Genomic DNA, 17,938 nt, shown 5'->3' on the forward strand with positions numbered 1-17,938 from the left:
TCCTCGATCCTCCCACGCACCGCTTTCCATCTGGCCGGCTCTGCGCGCACCACTCCGGAGAGCGGATACCGATGTGCACCGTCATCGTCCATGTGCCCGAGAGCGCTGACCAGCCCACTCGCGTGCTGGCCGTGCGCGACGAAGACCCCGCGCGGCCCTGGCAGCCGCCCGGCGCGTGGTGGCCCGATACCTACCCCGCCGTCGTCGGCGTACGCGACGTGCGCGCCGGGGGAGCGTGGCTGGCCGCGAGCGCCGAGGCGCGCCGGCTCGCGGTGCTGCTCAATCGCGCCGAGCTGGCCGCCGTCGAGGGCGACGAGCTGCAGTCGCGCGGGGGCGTCGTGCTCGAGGCTGTGGCTGGGCGATCGCCCGGCGACAGCCCGCCCACGCACGGCTTCAATCTCGTCGAGGTCGAAGGCTCGCGCACGCGCGTGACCACGTGGGACGGCGTGGAGGTGCGCACCACCGACCTTCCGCCCGGAACACACATGATCGCGCACGAGGGCGTCGACGACGCCGCGACACCGCGGATCGCCCAGTGGCTCGCCGCTTTCGCCGAGCAGCGGACGGATGCCGGTGACCCGGCGGAGTGGTTCGCCCCCTGGCTCGAACTGCTCGAGGCGTCCACCGCGCTTCCCGCGACCGATGATCGCGCAATCGTCCGCGACAACCGCCCGCATGGGTTCCCGACCTTGTCGCTGCTGGTGTGCGTCGCCACGGTCGGTCCCGATGGTGTCGACCTCGCGTCGGGGGCGTTCGACGAGCCCGGCCACTGGAACACGCTCACCCTCAGACAGCCCCGGTAGACTCGGGGGTCTCCATCCCCGCACCCTGAGGACGTTCGTCATGACCCGCATCTCCGAATCCGGACTCTCCGTCGCCGTCGTGGGCGCCACTGGCCAGGTCGGCACCGTCATGCGCGAGATTCTCGCCGAGCGGGCCTTCCCCATCGGCGAGCTGCGCCTGTTCGCGACGGCGCGGTCCGCCGGCACGACGGTCGAATTCGCCGGACAGCAGGTCGTGATCGAGGATGTCGAGACCGCCGATCCCGCCGGGATCGACATCGCCCTGTTCTCTGCCGGTGCGACCGGCAGTCGCGCGCACGCACCGCGGTTCGCCGCGGCCGGCGCGCTCGTGATCGACAACTCCAGCGCCTGGCGCATGGACCCCGACGTGCCTCTCGTCGTCAGCGAGGTCAACCCGCACGCGATCGACGAGGCGCGCAAGGGCATCGTCGCGAACCCGAACTGCACGACCATGGCCGCGATGCCCGTGCTCAAGGTCCTGCACGCCGAGGCGGGCCTCGAGCGCCTCATCGTCAGCACCTACCAGGCGGTCAGCGGCTCCGGCATCGCCGGCGCTCAGGAGCTCCTCGGCCAGGTCGAGGGCGTGCTCGCCCAGGGCGACACCCTCCGTCTCGTGCACGACGGCTCCGCGATCGACTTCCCGGCGCCGGAGAAGTACGTCGCGCCCATCGCCTTCGACGTCATCCCGTTCGCCGGCAATCTCGTCGAGGACGGCCTGAACGAGACCGACGAGGAGAAGAAGCTCCGCAATGAGAGCCGCAAGATCCTCGAGCTTCCCGACCTCCGCGTGGCAGGCACCTGCGTGCGCGTGCCTGTGTTCACCGGTCACTCGCTGTCGATCCACGCCGAGTTCGCCCGTGACATCACCCCCGAGCGCGCCCGCGAACTGCTCGCGGCAGCGCCCGGTGTCGCCCTCGAAGAGGTCCCCACCCCGCTGCAGGCGGCCGGCAAGGACCCGAGCTTCGTGGGACGCATCCGTGCCGACCAGTCCGCCCCAGAAGGCAAGGGCCTCGTGCTGTTCATCAGCAACGACAACCTGCGCAAGGGCGCCGCGCTCAACGCCGTGCAGATCGCCGAGGTCGTCGCGGCCCGGTCCCTGAGCTTGTCGAAGGGTGGCGTCACCGCCTGAGCGCGGGTCGGCGCGGGACTCGGCGGCGCCCGGCGGAGCCATAGAATCGAATGATGACCGAGACTGTCGACGTTGTCCTGATCGGTGGCGGCATCATGAGCGCCACCCTGGGAACCCTCCTTTCCGAACTCCAGCCGGACTGGAAGATCACGGTCATCGAGCGTCTCGGCGATGTCGGCCTCGAGAGCTCCAACGCCTGGAACAACGCGGGCACCGGTCACGCGGCGCTGTGCGAGCTGAACTACATGCCGGAAGGCCCCGATGKGACCGTAGACCCGGCCAAGGCGATCTCGATCAACGAACAGTTCCAGCAGAGCCGCCAGTTCTGGGCGTCGCTCGTGGAGGCGGGCGTGCTCGACGCGCCGAAGACCTTCATCAACACGACCCCGCACATGACCTTCGTGCGCGGCGAGAAGGACGTCGAATACCTGCGCAAGCGCTACGAGGCGCTCAAGACCGAGCCGCTGTTCGCCGGCATCCAGTTCAGCGATGACTCTCGGGTCATCAACACCTGGGCGCCGCTGCTCATGAAGAAGCGCCGCGTCGGTGAGCCGTTCGCTGCGACCCGCGTTCCAGCGGGGACGGATGTCGATTTCGGCGCGCTGACCCACCAGCTGTTCGACAACCTGCGCAACAGGGGAGTCGACGTCGTCCTCAACCGCGAGGTGCGCCGGCTCAAGAAGCAGTCCGACGGCACCTGGCGGCTCAGCTGGCGCAACACGATCGGCCGCACCCCTGGTGACATCAAGGCTCGCTTCGTCTTCGTCGGCGCGGGCGGCTGGGCGCTCAAGCTCCTGCAGCGCTCCGGCATCCCCGAGATCTCGGGCTACGGCGTGTTCCCGATCGGCGGGCAGTTCCTCAAGACCAGCGATCCGGCGCTCGTCGCCCAGCACAAGGCCAAGGTGTACTCGCAGGCGTCGGTCGGCGCTCCGCCGATGTCGGTGCCGCACCTGGACACGCGCGTGGTCGACGGCCAGGCGTCGCTGCTGTTCGGACCGTTCGCGACCTTCAGCCCGAAGTTCCTCAAGAACGGATCGCCGCTGGATCTGGTGACCCAGGTGCGCCCGGGCAACCTCTGGCCGATGACCAAGGTGGCATGGGACAACCCCGGCCTGATCAAGTACCTCGTCAGCGAGCTGCTGAAGAACCACGCCAAGAAGGTCGACAGCCTCCGCACGTTCGTGCCGACCGCGCGGGACGAGGACTGGGAGCTCATCCAGGCCGGCCAGCGCGCGCAGGTCATGAAGAAGGACCCGGAGAAGGGCGGCGTGCTGCAGTTCGGCACCGAGGTGGTCACCGCCGAGGACGGCACGATCGCAGGGCTTCTCGGCGCCTCGCCTGGCGCCTCGACGGCCGTCTCGATCATGCTCTCGCTCCTCGGCACCTGCTTCCCCGACCGGATCGAAGGCTGGGAGCCGCGCCTGCGCGAGCTCATTCCGAGCTACGGCGAGAAGCTCAACCCGCAGCCCGAGGTCGCCGAGGAGTCGCTCAGCGAGACGGCGGCGACGCTCGCCCTCACCGCATAGCGGCTGGATCGCTCCCGCCCCTAGTCTGGGCGGATGGGGCTCCGGACGATCGCGCGCGCGGTCGCGCTCGCGTGTGCGCTCGGACTCGGAGCGGGCCTGCCGGCTGCGCCGGCCGCGGCATCCGTTCCGCATGACGTCCGCGTCCCCGCCCACCTGCCCACAGGGGTCGACGACTTCAGCTACGACTCCTTCGACGGGGAGTACTGGCTCGTGCGGGGTCCGGGCGGTGCCAGCCACCTCTTCGTGACCGAGACGCTCGTGGCGAAGTTCCCCGAAACCGATCAGAACAAGGGGATCGTCCGCTGGCTGCCCAAGGCCGACTCGGGCATCGCGCACGCCAGCGAGATCGTCTCGGTGACCGGGGCGAACGGGGCGCCGGTGCCGTGGTGGTTCGAGGAGGACGACGACTACGTCTACGTCCTCACCGGTGACGACACGTATGTGCACGGACCCCAGACGTACGTGATCTCGTACTGGATGGACGAGGTCGTGCTGCGCTACGCCGACACCACCGAGGCCGACGAGTTCTACTGGGACACCATCGGCACCGACCACGCGCAGCCGTTCCAGCGGGTGACGGCGAAGGTGCACATCGCCGGGGATGCCGCGGCCGGCCTTCTTCCCGGGCGCGCGTTCTGCTACACCGGGCCGGAGGGATCGACGGATCGGTGCGAGATCAGCGGACCCGCCGAGGGGGGCGAGTGGCCGCTGCCGGTCGTGGCCTGGATGGCGGGCCGCGGCCTCCCCGAGCCGCCGGCGTCGGGTGTCACCTTCACGGCGACCGACACCGATCTCGGCCCGGATGAGAACGTGACGGTCGCGCTCGGCTTCGAGCTGGGCACGTTCGCCGCCCCGACCCCGCCGCCTCCGCCGCCGTACCCGTGGTGGGAGTGGATCCTGCCTGGGCTCGGCCTGTTCGCCGGGATCGGCGGGCTCATCTACCTGCTGGTCATGAAGACGGTGCTGCGGCGCAATCCCGACGACTCGCCGATCATCGTGCAGTACACCCCACCCGTCGACGAGTCCCCGACCCTCTCGGCCGGCGTGCTCGATGTGCCCGCCCGCGCGTTCGCCGCCMACGTCGTCGACCTCGCGGTGCGCGACAAGGTCGAGATCACGGCATCCGGGGATCGTCAGGATGTCGCCGACTTCGATGTCGTGCTGCGCGACCTCGAGGGTCTGCAGCACGACGACCTGCGCATCGTCACGACGATCTTCGGCAAGGACGCCAAGCGCGGCGACATCGTCGACCTCGGCAGCTTCTCGCGCAAGCCGCCAGTGCGCGCGGTGACCTATGTGCGCCGCATCGTGGACTTCACCGTCCAGCGCGGGTACCGCAGCGCGGTGCCGAACTGGGTGGTCGCGATGCGCGGGGCGTTCGCGATTGTCGGAATCGTCGTCGCGTTCCTGCTGATGTTCTTCCTCGACTCCGTGCCCTCGGTGCTGCTGGACCTCGGCGCGTGGGGCGGATGGATCAACGTCCTCGCGATCGTCAGCGGCTTCGCCGCGTTCTTCATCCTCCCGTTGGTGGGGCTGCCCAAGACCACGCTGACGCTGGCGGGCGGCATCCACCGCACCTACCTGGACGGCATCCGCGACTACCTCAGACTCGCCGAGGAGGAGCGCCTGCGCGCCGCACAGTCCCCGGAGACCGCCGATCTCGTCTCCGGCGGCCACCGGTCGTATGGCGATGCCCCGAACGCGCCGGGCGCCGATGTCGTGAACCTCTACGAGCGCCTGCTGCCCTATGCCGTCCTCTACGGCCTCGAGAAGGACTGGGTGAAGGTGCTGCACGCCGCGCAGCCGCAGATCGAAGCCGGCCGGCTGGCGCTGCTCGACTCGATTTCGACCGATTCGCTGTCGGATGCCTCGTCATCGATCGGGCACCTCGCAGTCACTCCCGTGTCCCGCGCGGGGTCGAGCGGCTCGTCGAGCTCGTCCTCGAGCAGCTGGTCGTCCTCAGGCGGATCCAGCGGCGGCGGCTTCTCCGGCGGCGGTGGCGGCGGAGGCGGCTTCGGCGGCCGATGAGACTCTGGTCGCTGCACCCGTCGATCCTCGACCGCGCTGCGCTGGTCGCGTGCTGGCGCGAGGGCCTGCTCGCGCAGAAGGTGCTGGCCGGGGGGACGCGCGGCTACACCCGTCACCCGCAGCTGGAGCGCTTCCGCGCCACGGCGGAGCCCGCCGACGCCATCGGCCACTTCCTGGGCGCCCTGCGCGCCGAGGCGACGGCACGCGGCTATCGCTTCGACGGCTCGCTCATCGGGCGGACGGATGCCCCGTCGCCGTGCATCCCGGTCACCGATGGCCAGCTCGCCCTCGAGCTGGCGCACCTGCGCGCGAAGGTCGCCCTCCGCGACGCCGCCTGGCTGCCGCGGATTCCGGCGGTGGCGCTCGCTGCGCCGACGTTCGTGGTGGTCCACGGCGGGGTGGAGCCGTGGGAGCGCGCTTCGACAGCCCCCTAGACTCGCTGGGTGGGCAAGCTCTACTTCCGCTACGGGGCGATGAACTCCGGCAAGTCGACGGCACTGCTGCAAGCGGCCTACAACTACGAGGAGCGCGGCCAGCACGTGCTGCTGGCCAAGCCCGAGATCGACACCAAGGGTGCCGACGAGATCTCCAGCCGCCTCGGCGTGAGCCGTCCGGTCGACTTCCTGATCGGCCCCGGCGCGGGCGTGCGCGCGCTGTTCGCGCAGGAGCGCGCACGGGTGCAGCGCGATGCCGCGGCATCCCTCGTTCCCGAATCCGACGACCACCCAGTCGACGTCGCCTGCCTGCTGATCGACGAGGCGCAGTTCCTCACCCGCGAGCAGGTCGACGATCTGCTGCGGATCGCGGTGCTCGACGGTGTGCCCGTGCTCGCGTACGGCATCCGCACCGACTTCCAGACCCAGGCGTTCCCCGGATCGCGGCGCCTGCTCGAACTCGCGCACAGCCTGGAAGAGCTCAAGACGATCTGCCGGTGCGGGCGCAAGGCGATCTTCAACGCGCGGCTCGTCGGCGGTCGGTTCGTGTTCGACGGCGATCAGGTCGCCATCGACGAGCTGTCCACCGAGCGGGTCACCTACGAGTCGATGTGCGCGGAGTGCTATCTGCGCGAGTCAGGCGGCCGACTCGGCTGAGCCGGTCGGGCCTCAGGCGGTCGCCTCGGCTTCACGCCGACGGCGGGGGAGCGGGATGACCATCGATGTTGCGCGCTGGTAGTCCCGATAGGCGGGGTACTTCGCCGAGGTGATCGACTCGGTGAAGATGGTCGATCCGATGAACAGCAGGGTGAGCAGGGCCGCGCCGGCGATCGTCCAGTTGATCGCCCCACCCCACACGCCGAGTCCGGATGCCGCGGCCGCGGTGGCGCCGAGGGCATAGAACGCCCACCACTGGGCCTGCTCGAAGAAGAAGTTGGGGTGGCGGCTGTACGCGAAGAGCCCGGACGTCGCGAATCCCGGCTCGAGCTGTCCGCCGGCAGCGCGCTTGGCCTGATGGAACCTCCACTGCTGCTGGTCGGCCACGAACTCGCCGAACAGGAAGCCCGCGAAGAGCACCGCGAACGCGGCATCCCAACCAGTGAACGGCACGGGATTCTGCCACGCGATGAGAGCCGGCAATGAGATCAGGACGAGAAGGGCGTTCTGGTAAAGGACGATGAAGAAGAGGTTGAAGAGCTGGAACTGCCAGGGCTTCATGCGCCCGCGCAGGACCGCCCAGCGGTAGTCCTCGACGCCGCTGTAGCCGCCCTTGCGGGCGAAGTTGAAGGTCAGCCGCACGCCCCACGCAGTCACGAGGACGGCCATGACGACCAGGCGCATGGCGTTCGCACCGTCGACGAGGGCCGCTGCCGCGAAGATCCACACGTAGACGACGGGGACGATCGACCAGATCCGGTCCACCCAGGATGTGTCCTTCGTGATCAGCGACGCGACCCAGCAGAAGGCGCTGACGACCGCCGCGGCGATGAGGACGAGGGCGAGGGGATCCATAGCAACAGCGTAGGTCCCGGGGCGGTGGGGTTGCGAGGTCTGACCACAGCGTGTAGTGTGACCGGACCACACCTGTGACAGAGGAGCCCCTGTGCCCGACAATGCCGCCGCCGCACCAGCAGCACCGGCTCCCGCACGCGCCTGGCGCGTCGTGCTGGAGAAGATCGAGACCGACCTGCTCGAGGGTCGCCTCGGCCCAGGCGACCGACTCCCTCCCGAGCGTGAGCTGTCCACGACCCTGGGCGTCGGCCGATCCAGCGTGCGCGAAGCGCTGCGCGTGCTCGAGGTCATGGGCCTCATCCGCACGGGCACCGGCTCGGGCCCGACCTCCGGCGCCATCATCACCGCCACACCCCGCGGCGGACTGGCCGCCCTTCTGCGCCTGCAGGTCGCCGCCCACGGGTTTCCCCTCGAGGACGTCGTCGCGACCCGCCTGCTGTTCGAGGAGTGGATCGTTCGCACGCTGGCCGCAGCCGATGGCCATGATCTGACCGAGGCGCGCGCCGCTGTCGCGGCGATGGACGATCCGAGTCTCACGCCTGGCGAGTTCCTCGCCCTCGACGCGCAGTTCCACCTCGACCTCGCCGATGCGTCGGGAAACGTCGTCGTCGCAGCCTCGATGGGCGGCCTGCGTGCCGCCATCGAGGGCTACGTCCGCGCCGGCGCGGAGAAGGTCGCTGACTGGGACGCCATCGCCGTCACCCTGCGCCACGAGCATCACCGGATCCTCGAGGCCATCGACGCCGGCGATGCAGAAGCAGCCCGCACCCTCGTCCACGATCACATCGTCGGCTACTACGCCGCCACGGGCCTCTCCCGAGGCTGAAGGAAGGATCTCCCATGGTCACTCGACAACTGCCCAAACCGGCCGAGCTGCTCGAACTCATGCAGTTCAAGAAGCCCGAGCTCGACGGCMGTAAGCGCCGGCTCGAGGCGGCCCTCACGATCGCCGACCTGCGTGCGATCGCGAAACGGCGCACGCCGAAGGCCGCGTTCGACTATACGGACGGCGCCGCCGAAGGCGAGCTCTCGCTCAGCCGCGCCCGTCAGGCGTTCGAGGACATCGAGTTCCATCCCGGCATCCTCCGCCCGGCCGAGAACGTCGACATGTCCACGACGATCCTCGGCGGCCCGAGCGCGCTGCCGTTCGGCATCGCGCCGACCGGCTTCACCCGGCTGATGCAGACCGAAGGCGAGACCGCCGGCGCGTCCGCGGCCGGGGCAGCCGGCATCCCGTTCACGCTCTCCACGCTCGGCACGACGTCCATCGAAGACGTCAAGAAGGCCAATCCGCACGGGCGCAACTGGTTCCAGCTGTACGTCATGCGCGACCGCGAGATCTCCTACGCGCTCGCCCGACGCGCGGCCGCGGCAGGATTCGACACGCTGCAGTTCACGGTCGACACCCCGGTCGCGGGAGCGCGACTGCGCGACAAGCGCAACGGGTTCGCGATCCCACCGCAGCTCACGCTCGGCACGATCATCAACGCCATCCCGCGGCCGTGGTGGTGGTACGACTTCCTCACCACGCCCAAGCTCGAATTCGCATCGCTGTCGACCACCGGCGGCACGGTGGGGGAGCTGCTGAACGCGGCGATGGACCCGACGATCAGCTTCGACGACCTCGCCATCATCCGCGACATCTGGCCGGGCAAGATCGTCGTGAAGGGCGTGCAGAACGTTGAGGACTCCAAGCGCCTGATCGACCTGGGCGTCGACGGGATCATCCTCTCCAACCACGGCGGGCGCCAGCTCGACCGAGCGCCGATCCCCTTCCACCTGCTGCCGACCGTCGTGCGCGAGGTCGGCAAGGACGCCACGGTCATGATCGACACGGGCATCATGAACGGCGCGGACATCGTGGCATCCGTCGCCCTCGGCGCGAAGTTCACCCTGATCGGCCGCGCGTACCTCTACGGCCTGATGGCCGGCGGACGCCAGGGTGTGGATCGCACGATCGCGATCCTGCGCAGCGAGATCGAGCGCACCATGAAGCTGCTCGGGGTGTCCTCGCTGGCCGAGCTCGAGCCCAAGCACGTGACTCAGCTCCAGCGGCTGGTGCCGGTCGGTCAGCCGGGTCCTTCGCGGGTCACCCCGCGGCCCCGTTCGGCCGCGCGATCGTGACGCACGCCCGGTGACGGAGAAAGGGTGGATTCACGCCGCGCGTGAATCCACCCTTTCGACGGTTCGGGTCCGGCTCAGCGTTCCGGGAGGGTCGGGATGAGGTTCTCGAGGAACGTGGCGGTGTCCTCCCAGCCTTCGACGGCGTGGCACGCCACGCCCATCGCGAGCACCGGATAGTCATTGCCGTCGGCGTCGAGCCGGTCGCCGATGAAGAGCATGTCGTCGAGGGGGATGCCGGTCTGCTCGGCGAGCTGGCRCATGCCGTAGGCCTTGTCGATCCCGCGATGGGTGATGTCGACCGAGGTGGAGCCGCCGGAGCGCACCTCGAGATCGGRGATGCGCGCCGCGACGGCCGAGCGCAGGGCGTTCTTGCGCGCCCCGGTCGGATCCCACGCGGTCTTGGCCGCCAGGGGAGCCGACTGGCCTAGCGCCGAGAAGGTGATCTGGGATCCCCGGTCTTCGAGGATGTCGCCCCAGGTCTCGCTCTCCCAGAGTCCGAGCCCGCGGGCTTCCTCCTCGACAGCGGCGAGCGCGCGCTTCTTCTCGTCTTCGGTCAGCGCGTGCGCGTAGACGGTGGTCACCCCGTCGCCCTGGAGTCGGTAGTACTGCGTCCCGCAGGTCGGCAGCAGGTGCAGATGCGAGAGCACCTCGGCCGAGGCATCCGGCAGTCTGTCGACCACCTGCTTCTGGAACTGGGCGAGCTGACCGCCTGAGATGACCGCTACCTCGACATGCTCCGCGAGTGCGATCAGCAGGTCGCCGATGCGGGCGTCGATCGCGCTCTTGGATGGCGCGAGCGTGTCGTCGAGATCGAAGGCGACGAGGCGGGGTGCCGACATTCATGCTCCTGTTCTTGGGATGCAAAAGGCTCCACCATTGCTGGTGGAGCCTCTCTGCTGTCGGGGTGACAGGATTTGAACCTGCGGCCTCGTCGTCCCGAACGACGCGCGCTACCAAGCTGCGCCACACCCCGTGGCAACCCTCCAAGTCTACCCGATGAGTGGACCTGCTCCGAACCGTCCGGCCGCGCGTGGCACGTCAGAGTCCGGGAAGAAGGGTGATCAGCGACACCTCGGGTCGGCAGGCGAATCGCACCGGGGCGTAGATCGAGTGGCCGATGCCGGCGCTCACGTTCAGCGGCACCGTGCGACCACCGTGGCTCCACTCGCTCAGGCCCCGTGCCTGCCGGAGGGGGATGTCGCAATTGGCGACGAGCGCGCCGAAGCCGGGAAGTCGCACCTGTCCGCCGTGCGTGTGACCGGCCAAGATCATGTCGGCGCCGAGGTCGGTGAAGCCGTCCAGCACCCGCCGGTACGGTGCGTGCGTCACGCCGATCTCGAGGTCGGCGGTTCCCTCGCCGCGCAGCTCGTCCAGTGGATCGGGGAGGGCGTCGAGCCGGTCCCAGCCGCGGTGCGCGTCGCTGACCCCGAACGCGTCGATGCGAAGACCGTCGAGGTCGAGCGTCGTGACGCTGTTGTTGAGGTCGGTCCAGCCGAGGTCCTCCACAAGATAGGCATCGAGCGCCCGCGTGTCGAGGGGTTCGACGGTCGGGGTCGTCTTGGACGGGCCGGTGAAGTAGAGGAGGGGATTGCGGGGCGACGGAGCCGCGTGGTCGTTCGATCCGTGCACGAACACCCCGGGGATGCCGCGGAGCGGGTCGAACGCGCGCCGGAGGCCCCGCAGCCCCTCCTGATGGCCGAGATTGTCGCCCGTGTTGACGATGAAGTCGGGCTGGAGTTCCGCCAGCGAGGCGATCCAGGCCTGCTTGCGCTCCTGCCAGGGCGCCATATGGGCATCGGACACATGCAGGATGCGGATCGGGGCGGAACCCTCCGGCAGCAGGTGCAGCGCGTGGCGGCGGACCGCGTAGAGGTACCGCTCGATCCCGATGCCCCAGACTGCGGACCCGACGCCGACCGCCCCCACCGCAGCCAGGGCGGTGAGGGCGGAGCGGCCGGCTGTCGTCGGCACTAGCTGCAGTGCTCGCTCTTGTAGTCGACGGTGATCTGGGTGTTCCGGTTCACGACCGTGCCACCGGGCGGGTTGGTGCCCGTCGCGATGCCGTTGCCCTTGGCGGATTTCTCCGCCGTGCACGTGCCTGGTCTGACGTTGKGGAACGTCGTGCTCAGATAGGCGAGCGCCTCGCCGATCGGCTTGCCCGCGACATCCGATGGCACAGTGACACCCTGACCGTTGCTCGGGCTGATCGTGATGGCAGTGCCGCCGGCGGCCTTGCCGGCCCCGGGGTTCTGCGCGACGACGATGYCGGCGCCCTCGCTGGAGTCGACCGGGGCGCCCACGATGACATCGAAGCCGGCCTCATGAAGGACATTCGTGGCCTCCTCGACGGACTTGCCCACGACGTTGGGCAGATCGGTGAGCACGGTCTTCGTCAGGTCGTTGTCGGGCTGTGGGAACGCAGCGCCCCCGTAGGCCGCATCCGCGGTCCGCTGCATCACCGGGGCGATCCGGTGACGCATCTGGTTGAGTTGGATGCCGTTCGCCCACTGATGCTCGAGGGAGGCGTAGGGGCGAATCGTGTTGCCGACCCAGACCGCCGTGGCGACCTTGGTCGACGACTCGACCATCCAGGTCTGGTCGTCCTCGTTGGTGCCCGTCTTGCCGATCACGGGGGTGCCGTCCCGGGGGTTCGAGATGGCGCCGGTGCCGCTGCCGGTCATGACGCCCTGCAGCACGAAGGCCGCGGTGGCGGCGACCTTCGGGTCGAGCACCTGCGTGCACGTCGTGGCCGGGATCGGCAGGTCGACGCCGTCGGCGTCGGTGACCCGGTCGATCGCCTTGGGCTGGCAGTAGATGCCGTTCGACGCGACTGTCGCGTAGGCGCCCGCCATGGCGAGAGGTGTGACGTTGTTCGAGCCCACCACCGAGAACAGATCTTTCATCTCGACGGGCGTGCCCTCGCCCTTGGTGACACCCATCTTCGTTGCGACATTCTTGATGTCGCAGAGGTCGAGCTTCTCGGCCATCGCGAAGTAGCCCGAGTTGAGCGACGCGGCGGTGAACTGCATCGGCGTGCCGACGAAGCCGCGCGCCTTCTTGTAGTTCAGGACCTTGACGTTGTCGCCGTTGACCCAGTCACCGTCGCACGTGTTGGTCACGCGCTTGATGACGCGCACGTTGCCGTTGAGCACCTCCTTGACGGAGTGTCCCTTCTCGAGCCAGTCGATGAGCGTGAAGAGCTTGAACGTCGAGCCGGCCGAGAAACCGATCGACTGCCCGTACTTCTGATCGGCCGCGTAGACGAGGGTCTTGAACGACGGATCGGAGTCGGTCTTGGCCTTGTCCTCACTGAACTGCGTGTTCTGCACCATCGAGAGCACGCGGCCGGTCCCGACCTCGACGTTGACCGCGGAGGCGCCGAAATTCATGCCGGCGATCGCTCCCGGCGCGGTCTGGGACATGATGTCCTGCGCGTTGTTCTGGAGGCGGGAGTCCAGCGTGGTGTAGATCTTGAGCCCACCCCGCTGCAGGGCCTTCGTGCGGTCCTCCGGCGTCGCACCGAAGGCGGGGTCAGTCTTGATGATGTTCTTGACGTACTGGCAGAAGTACTGCGCCGAGGGCGCCGACGCACAGCCGATCTTGGGCTTCGTGATCGCGGGTGCGATCGGCTCGGCGACGGCCGTATCGTGCTGCTCCTGGGTGATCTTGCCGTCGGCGAGCAGCCGGTCGAGTACGTAGACCTGACGATCCTTCGTGAGCTTGTAGCCGTCGGCCGCGCTGTTGACCGGCTCGCCCTTCGAATTCGTGGTGGAGCCGTTCGCGAAGTCGATACGGTACGAGTTCGGGTTCTGCACCATGCCGGCGAGGGCGGCGGCCTGGCCGACCGAGAGGTCCTTCGCCGCGACGTTGAAGTAGTAGCGGGCCGCGGCATCGATACCGTAGGTCTGCCCGCCGAATGCTGCGATGTTGAGGTAGCCGAGCAAAATCTCGTTCTTCGAGTACTTCTGCTCGAGGGCGATCGCGTAGCGCATCTCCTGGAGCTTGCGCTGCAGGCCCTCCGTGCCCGTGGACGTCGTCGCGTCGGTGTARCACTTCGCGAGGACCTGTTCTTGGGACATGACCTCGACGGTTTGGCCGTCCTTCTCCTCGGTGACCGCCGTCGCGTTGGCTTCGCAACGCTGGACGAGGATGTTCTTCACGTACTGCTGGCTGATCGACGAGCCACCGCGGGTGTCGTGGCCGCGGACGTTGTCGTAGACGGCGCTGACGGTGCCGACGAGGTCGATGCCGCCGTGCTTGTAGAAGTTCTTGTCCTCACTGGAGAGGATCGCGTCGTACATGACCGGCGCGATCTCGTCGAAGACGACGGGAGAGCGGTTCTGGTCGTAGAACTGGGTGAGCTCGACGTACTCGCCGGTGTCGGGATTCTTCGCATACAGCGTCGTCGGAAGCATGAGCTTCTCGATGTCGAGCACGCTCGGCAGATTGTCGAACATCTCGATGGCGCCGGTTGCGGCGGCGCCGGACACAGCGATGGCGGGCGTGACGGTGGCGGTGATGAGCACGCCTGCGACCGCGCTCAGTCCGATGAGGCCGGCAAAGCCTCCGAGCACGCCGCTAGCAGTCCGTTTCGTATCGGGCATAGGCTTGATCGTAAGGGAGAACCCTGGGCGAACCCTTCATGCGTCGCCGTCCAGGACGTCCGCAATTCTCTCTCATCTGGCCTTTTCTCAAGTGCCGACACGCGACCGACCCCGCGAACGAAACCGGAGCCGCTATGACCACGTGGGAATATCTGACCACGCCCCTCCTCATCCACAACACCGCTGCGATCCTCAACAACTGGGGAAAGCAGGGCTGGGAGCTGGTGCAGGTCGTACCGGGGCCCGAAGGCGGGCTGGTGGCATATCTGAAGCGTCCGACCGGCGCCGGAACCGCGAACACGGGTCTTTCTGCCGCGGCCGTGGCCGCAGAGCAGTTCGAAGGGAACTGATCCGATGACGATCTCGCAGAAGCTCGCCGAGCTCGGCATCGCCCTTCCCGATGTCGTGCCGCCCGTGGCCGCCTATGTTCCCGCGAAGGCGCACGGCGACCTCGTCTACACGGCAGGCCAGCTGCCGATGATCTCGGGAGCCCTGCCCGCGACCGGCAAGGTCGGCGAAGGTCCCGGGCTCGTGCCCGCGTCGGACGCCAAGGACTATGCCCGCCAGTGCGCGCTCAACGCCGTCGCCGCGGCGGCGGCCGCGGTCGGCGGGGTGGACCGCCTCACCGGTGTCGTCAAGGTCACCGGGTTCGTGGCATCCGTTCCCGAGTTCACCGGCCAGCCCGGCGTCGTCAACGGCGCCAGCGAGGTGCTCGGCGAGATCTTCGGCGAGGCCGGTCGGCATGCCCGCTCGGCGGTCGGCGTTCCGGTTCTTCCGCTCGACGCCCCCGTCGAGGTCGAGGTCGTCTTTTCGTTCGAGTGACCTGACTCGTCCGCACTGCACGAAAGGGTGGATTCGCGCCGTTCACAACGGCGGGAATCCACCCTTTCGCATTGCTGCCCGGGGTCAGTGCACCTGCGCCGAGATCACGCTCATGACGGCGGTGTCGGCGAGGGTCGTGGTGTCGCCCACCTCTCGTCCCTCCGCGACGTCCCGAAGCAGCCGCCGCATGATCTTGCCGGAGCGCGTCTTGGGCAGCTCCTCGACGATGTAGACGTCGCGCGGCCGGGCGATCGGCCCGATCTGCTCAGCGACCCACGCCCGCAGCGACTGGGCGAGGCCGTTGGGGGAGTGCGCGGCCAGGTAGCTCTGCTTGATGATCACGAAGGCGGCGACCGCCTGCCCGGTGGTCTCATCCGACGCCCCGACGACGGCGGCTTCGGCGACCGCTTCGTTCGCGACGAGTGCCGACTCGATCTCGGTCGTGGACAGCCGGTGGCCGGAGACGTTCATAACGTCGTCGACGCGTCCGAGCAGCCACACGTCGCCATCTTCGTCGAGGCGCGCACCGTCGCCGGCGAAGTAGTACCCCTGCTTCTGGAACTTCTCCCAGTAGGTCTCGACGAACCGCTCTGGGTCGCCCCAGATGCCGCGCAGCATGCTCGGCCACGGCTCGGTGACGACGAGCAGTCCGCCGTTGCCGTTGCCGACGTGGCTCCCGTCCTCGTCGACGACGTCGACGGTGACGCCGGGGAGCGCCACCTGGGCTGAGCCGGGCTTCGTCTCGGTGACGCCGGGGAGGGCGGAGATCATGATCGCGCCGGTCTCGGTCTGCCACCACGTGTCGACGATAGGGGCCGTCTTGCCGCCGATGATCTTGCGGTACCACATCCAGGCTTCCGGGTTGATCGGCTCACCCACCGAGCCGAGGAGTCGGAGAGACGACAGGTCGAACTTCTTGGGCACCGCGCGCCCGATCTTCATGAACGACCGGATGGCGGTGGGCGCCGTGTAGAGGATCGTGACGCCGTACTTCTCGATGACTTCCCACCAGCGCCCGGGGTGCGGGGTGTCGGGCGTGCCCTCGTAGAGCACCTGCGTCGCCCCGTTCGCGAGGGGGCCGTAGGTGACGTACGAGTGTCCGGTGATCCAGCCGATGTCGGCCGTGCACCAGAAGACGTCGGTCTCGGGGTGGATGTCGTGCACGACCTTGTTGGTGAATGCGGCCTGAGTGAGATAGCCGCCCGAGGTGTGCAGGATCCCCTTCGGCTTGCCGGTGGTGCCGGAGGTGTAGAGGATGAACAGCGGGGTCTCCGCGGGGAACGGCCGCGCCTCGTGGTCGTTCGAGGCCTGTGTCACGACGTCGTGCCACCAGAGGTCGCGGCCCTCGGTCCACTCCACATCGTTGCCGCCACGGCGCACCACGAGCACGTTCTCGACGGTCTCCTGCACGCCGGAGCCGTTGCGGTCGGCAAGAGCGAGGTCGACGGCGGGCTTGAGCGGAGAGACCTTCCCCTTGCGGTAGCCGCCGTCGGCGGTGATGACCAGCTTCGCCCCGGCGTCGTCGATGCGCGAGCGCAGGCTGTCGGCGGAGAACCCGCCGAAGACGACGGAGTGGATCGCGCCGAGCCGCGCGACCGCGAGCATCGCCGCGATCGCCTCTGGAATCATCGGCAGGTAGATCGCGACGCGGTCGCCCTCGCGGATGCCGAGTCCCTCCAGCACGTTCGCGAGTCGCTTCACCTCATCGGTGAGTTCCGCGTACGTCACGCGGCGGGCGTCGCCGGGCTCGCCTTCCCAGAGCAGCGCGACCCGGTCGCCGTTGCCGGCCGCCACGTGCCGGTCGAGGCAGTTGTAGGCGACGTTCAGCTCGCCATCGGCGAACCACTTCGCGAACGGCGGGTTCGACCAGTCGAGCACCTGCGTGAACGGCTTGTGCCAATGCAGGATGTCGCGTGCCTGATCCCCCCAGAATCCCTCTCGATCCGCGGCGGCGCGCTCATACAGGTCCGAGGTGGCGACGGCGTTGCGCGCGAAATCCGCGGACGGTGCGAACCGTCGGGTCTCGTCGAGAAGGTGGTCGATCTGGCTGCTCATGGGGCGCGCTCCTTTGCGGCTTGGACGAATGGCGGGACGTGCTGAGCCGGATGCAATCTACCCACCCTCCAACGGGGGCCGGTACCTCCGGAAGTGGGTAGCGGTCGGTTCCGCTGGACGTGGGACCGATATATCTCAGCGTACGGCCCTGAATTGTTTGGATGGACGTCGACGACCTGCGTATGCTCGGTCGCGGCCGAACATCGATTCTGGCATTGCGGCACCCGATGCACCCCCCGATATGCGGGTGTCGCGCGCGGCGGCATCCCATTCCCCCCATGGGATGCCGCCCCTGTTTCGGGGGCCCTTTCCTCCCCACGCTGCGGCGTCCTGCGCCCGTCCACGGAGCGGACGGATGCCTCGGCCGGCCGTGATGGGCACCTCTAGCTTCGGGGCATGCCCGAGCCGTTCGTGATCCATCCGCGCCTAGCGGCGCCCGCGCGTTCCGCCGCTGCGCCGGTCCTCGCCGCATCCCCCGCTGACCCGGCTGATCTGCCGATCCTGCTCCGCACGACAGCCGCGCCGTCCGATGCCCCCGCCGGAGGATGGACACCGCCGCGGCCGCCTCGCGCAGTCGACCGGGAGCGGCCGGAATCCGCGGTGGCGCCCCCTCCGCCGTCGGCTCCCAAAGTGCGTCATGCCGTGCTGGCGCCGTTCGCCGGCTACCTCGAGGATCCGGATGTGACCGATCTGTTCGTCAACGGCGCTGACGGGCTGTTCGTCGATCGCGGAACCGGTGCCGTTCGCGCTCCCGAGTGGCGCGCGGCCGAAGACGACGTGCGCGAACTCGCGGTCGCTCTGATCGCGCTCGGCGGCCGGCACCTCGACGATGCCTGGCCTTGTGCGGACGTGCGGCTCGAGGACGGACTGCGTGTGCACGCGGTGCTGCCGCCGGTGGCGC

The 17,938-nt window shown here is 68.7% G+C and carries 15 protein-coding genes, 1 tRNA gene and 1 pseudogene; 11 read left to right on the forward strand and 6 right to left on the reverse strand.

Translation table 11 applies throughout. From position 1 onward, the window contains the following. Window positions 1-71: 71 nt before the first annotated feature. Genes AC1DVT_RS01975 through AC1DVT_RS02000 form a run of 6 tightly spaced genes read left to right on the forward strand, consistent with a single transcriptional unit; the run spans window position 72 to window position 6,577 of the window. Window positions 72-803 (forward strand): NRDE family protein, encoded by a 732-nt coding sequence (locus AC1DVT_RS01975; RefSeq protein ID WP_477386065.1) that lies wholly within the window; start codon window positions 72-74, stop codon window positions 801-803. Between the two features lie 40 nt (window positions 804-843). Then, complete coding sequence (locus AC1DVT_RS01980; RefSeq protein WP_477386067.1) at window positions 844-1,932, forward strand: aspartate-semialdehyde dehydrogenase; 1,089 nt, start codon at window positions 844-846, stop codon at window positions 1,930-1,932. A 53-nt stretch (window positions 1,933-1,985) separates the two neighbouring features. Further along, entirely contained in the window at window positions 1,986-3,458 is a 1,473-nt protein-coding gene (locus AC1DVT_RS01985; protein WP_477386069.1) for a malate:quinone oxidoreductase, read from the forward strand. 33 nt (window positions 3,459-3,491) lie between these two features. Continuing rightward, the gene (locus AC1DVT_RS01990; RefSeq protein WP_477386071.1) at window positions 3,492-5,486 is read left to right on the forward strand and encodes a DUF2207 family protein; all 1,995 of its coding nucleotides are present in this window, start codon (window positions 3,492-3,494) and stop codon (window positions 5,484-5,486) included. Next, window positions 5,483-5,920 (forward strand): pyrimidine dimer DNA glycosylase/endonuclease V, encoded by a 438-nt coding sequence (locus AC1DVT_RS01995; protein WP_477386073.1) that lies wholly within the window; start codon window positions 5,483-5,485, stop codon window positions 5,918-5,920. Before AC1DVT_RS01990 ends, AC1DVT_RS01995 begins: the two co-directional genes overlap by 4 nt. Window positions 5,921-5,929: 9 nt before the next feature. Beyond that, window positions 5,930-6,577, forward strand: a complete 648-nt coding sequence (locus AC1DVT_RS02000) for a thymidine kinase (RefSeq protein WP_457099233.1) — start codon at window positions 5,930-5,932, stop codon at window positions 6,575-6,577. A 12-nt stretch (window positions 6,578-6,589) separates the two neighbouring features. On the opposite strand, the gene AC1DVT_RS02005 is transcribed toward AC1DVT_RS02000, so the two are convergent. After that, entirely contained in the window at window positions 6,590-7,432 is an 843-nt protein-coding gene (locus AC1DVT_RS02005) for a DUF1295 domain-containing protein (protein WP_477386075.1), read from the reverse strand. Window positions 7,433-7,523: 91 nt separating this feature from the next. On the opposite strand from AC1DVT_RS02005, the gene AC1DVT_RS02010 reads away from it, so the two are divergent. Together AC1DVT_RS02010 and AC1DVT_RS02015 are read left to right on the forward strand one after the other, a co-directional pair. After that, on the forward strand, window positions 7,524-8,258 hold the full coding sequence (locus AC1DVT_RS02010; protein ID WP_457099235.1) for a FadR/GntR family transcriptional regulator: 735 nt from the start codon (window positions 7,524-7,526) through the stop codon (window positions 8,256-8,258). Between the two features lie 14 nt (window positions 8,259-8,272). Then, window positions 8,273-9,556 (forward strand): alpha-hydroxy acid oxidase, encoded by a 1,284-nt coding sequence (locus tag AC1DVT_RS02015; RefSeq protein ID WP_477386077.1) that lies wholly within the window; start codon window positions 8,273-8,275, stop codon window positions 9,554-9,556. A 74-nt stretch (window positions 9,557-9,630) separates the two neighbouring features. On the opposite strand, the gene AC1DVT_RS02020 is transcribed toward AC1DVT_RS02015, so the two are convergent. The 4 genes from AC1DVT_RS02020 to AC1DVT_RS02035 all read right to left on the reverse strand — a co-directional run bounded on the left by AC1DVT_RS02020 (window position 9,631) and on the right by AC1DVT_RS02035 (window position 14,160). Continuing rightward, window positions 9,631-10,395 carry an HAD-IIB family hydrolase gene (locus AC1DVT_RS02020; protein WP_477386079.1) on the reverse strand — a complete coding sequence of 255 codons (765 nt, stop codon included), beginning with the start codon at window positions 10,393-10,395 and terminating at the stop codon, window positions 9,631-9,633. A 60-nt stretch (window positions 10,396-10,455) separates the two neighbouring features. Continuing rightward, window positions 10,456-10,529 (reverse strand) — tRNA-Pro (locus AC1DVT_RS02025). A 65-nt stretch (window positions 10,530-10,594) separates the two neighbouring features. Continuing rightward, window positions 10,595-11,527, reverse strand: coding sequence for a metallophosphoesterase (locus AC1DVT_RS02030; RefSeq protein ID WP_477386081.1), 933 nt, complete (start codon window positions 11,525-11,527; stop codon window positions 10,595-10,597). Continuing rightward, window positions 11,527-14,160 (reverse strand): transglycosylase domain-containing protein, encoded by a 2,634-nt coding sequence (locus AC1DVT_RS02035; protein ID WP_477386083.1) that lies wholly within the window; start codon window positions 14,158-14,160, stop codon window positions 11,527-11,529. Before AC1DVT_RS02035 ends, AC1DVT_RS02030 begins: the two co-directional genes overlap by 1 nt. A 134-nt stretch (window positions 14,161-14,294) precedes the next feature. On the opposite strand from AC1DVT_RS02035, the gene AC1DVT_RS02040 reads away from it, so the two are divergent. Both AC1DVT_RS02040 and AC1DVT_RS02045 read left to right on the forward strand, forming a co-directional pair. Then, the gene (locus tag AC1DVT_RS02040) at window positions 14,295-14,510 is read left to right on the forward strand and encodes a DUF4177 domain-containing protein (RefSeq protein WP_457099240.1); all 216 of its coding nucleotides are present in this window, start codon (window positions 14,295-14,297) and stop codon (window positions 14,508-14,510) included. Between the two features lie 4 nt (window positions 14,511-14,514). Then, complete coding sequence (locus AC1DVT_RS02045) at window positions 14,515-14,982, forward strand: RidA family protein (RefSeq protein WP_457099241.1); 468 nt, start codon at window positions 14,515-14,517, stop codon at window positions 14,980-14,982. 84 nt (window positions 14,983-15,066) lie between these two features. Here AC1DVT_RS02045 and acs read toward each other — a convergent pair whose 3' ends face one another. Next, window positions 15,067-17,037: an acetate--CoA ligase gene (acs, locus tag AC1DVT_RS02050; RefSeq protein ID WP_477386086.1), complete on the reverse strand. Its 1,971-nt coding sequence runs from the start codon at window positions 17,035-17,037 to the stop codon at window positions 15,067-15,069. 396 nt (window positions 17,038-17,433) lie between these two features. Here acs and AC1DVT_RS02055 point away from each other — a divergent pair. After that, window positions 17,434-17,938, forward strand: a pseudogene (locus AC1DVT_RS02055) (hypothetical protein); the annotation flags it as partial.

This window comes from Microbacterium sp. P2_F9, assembly GCF_056403635.1.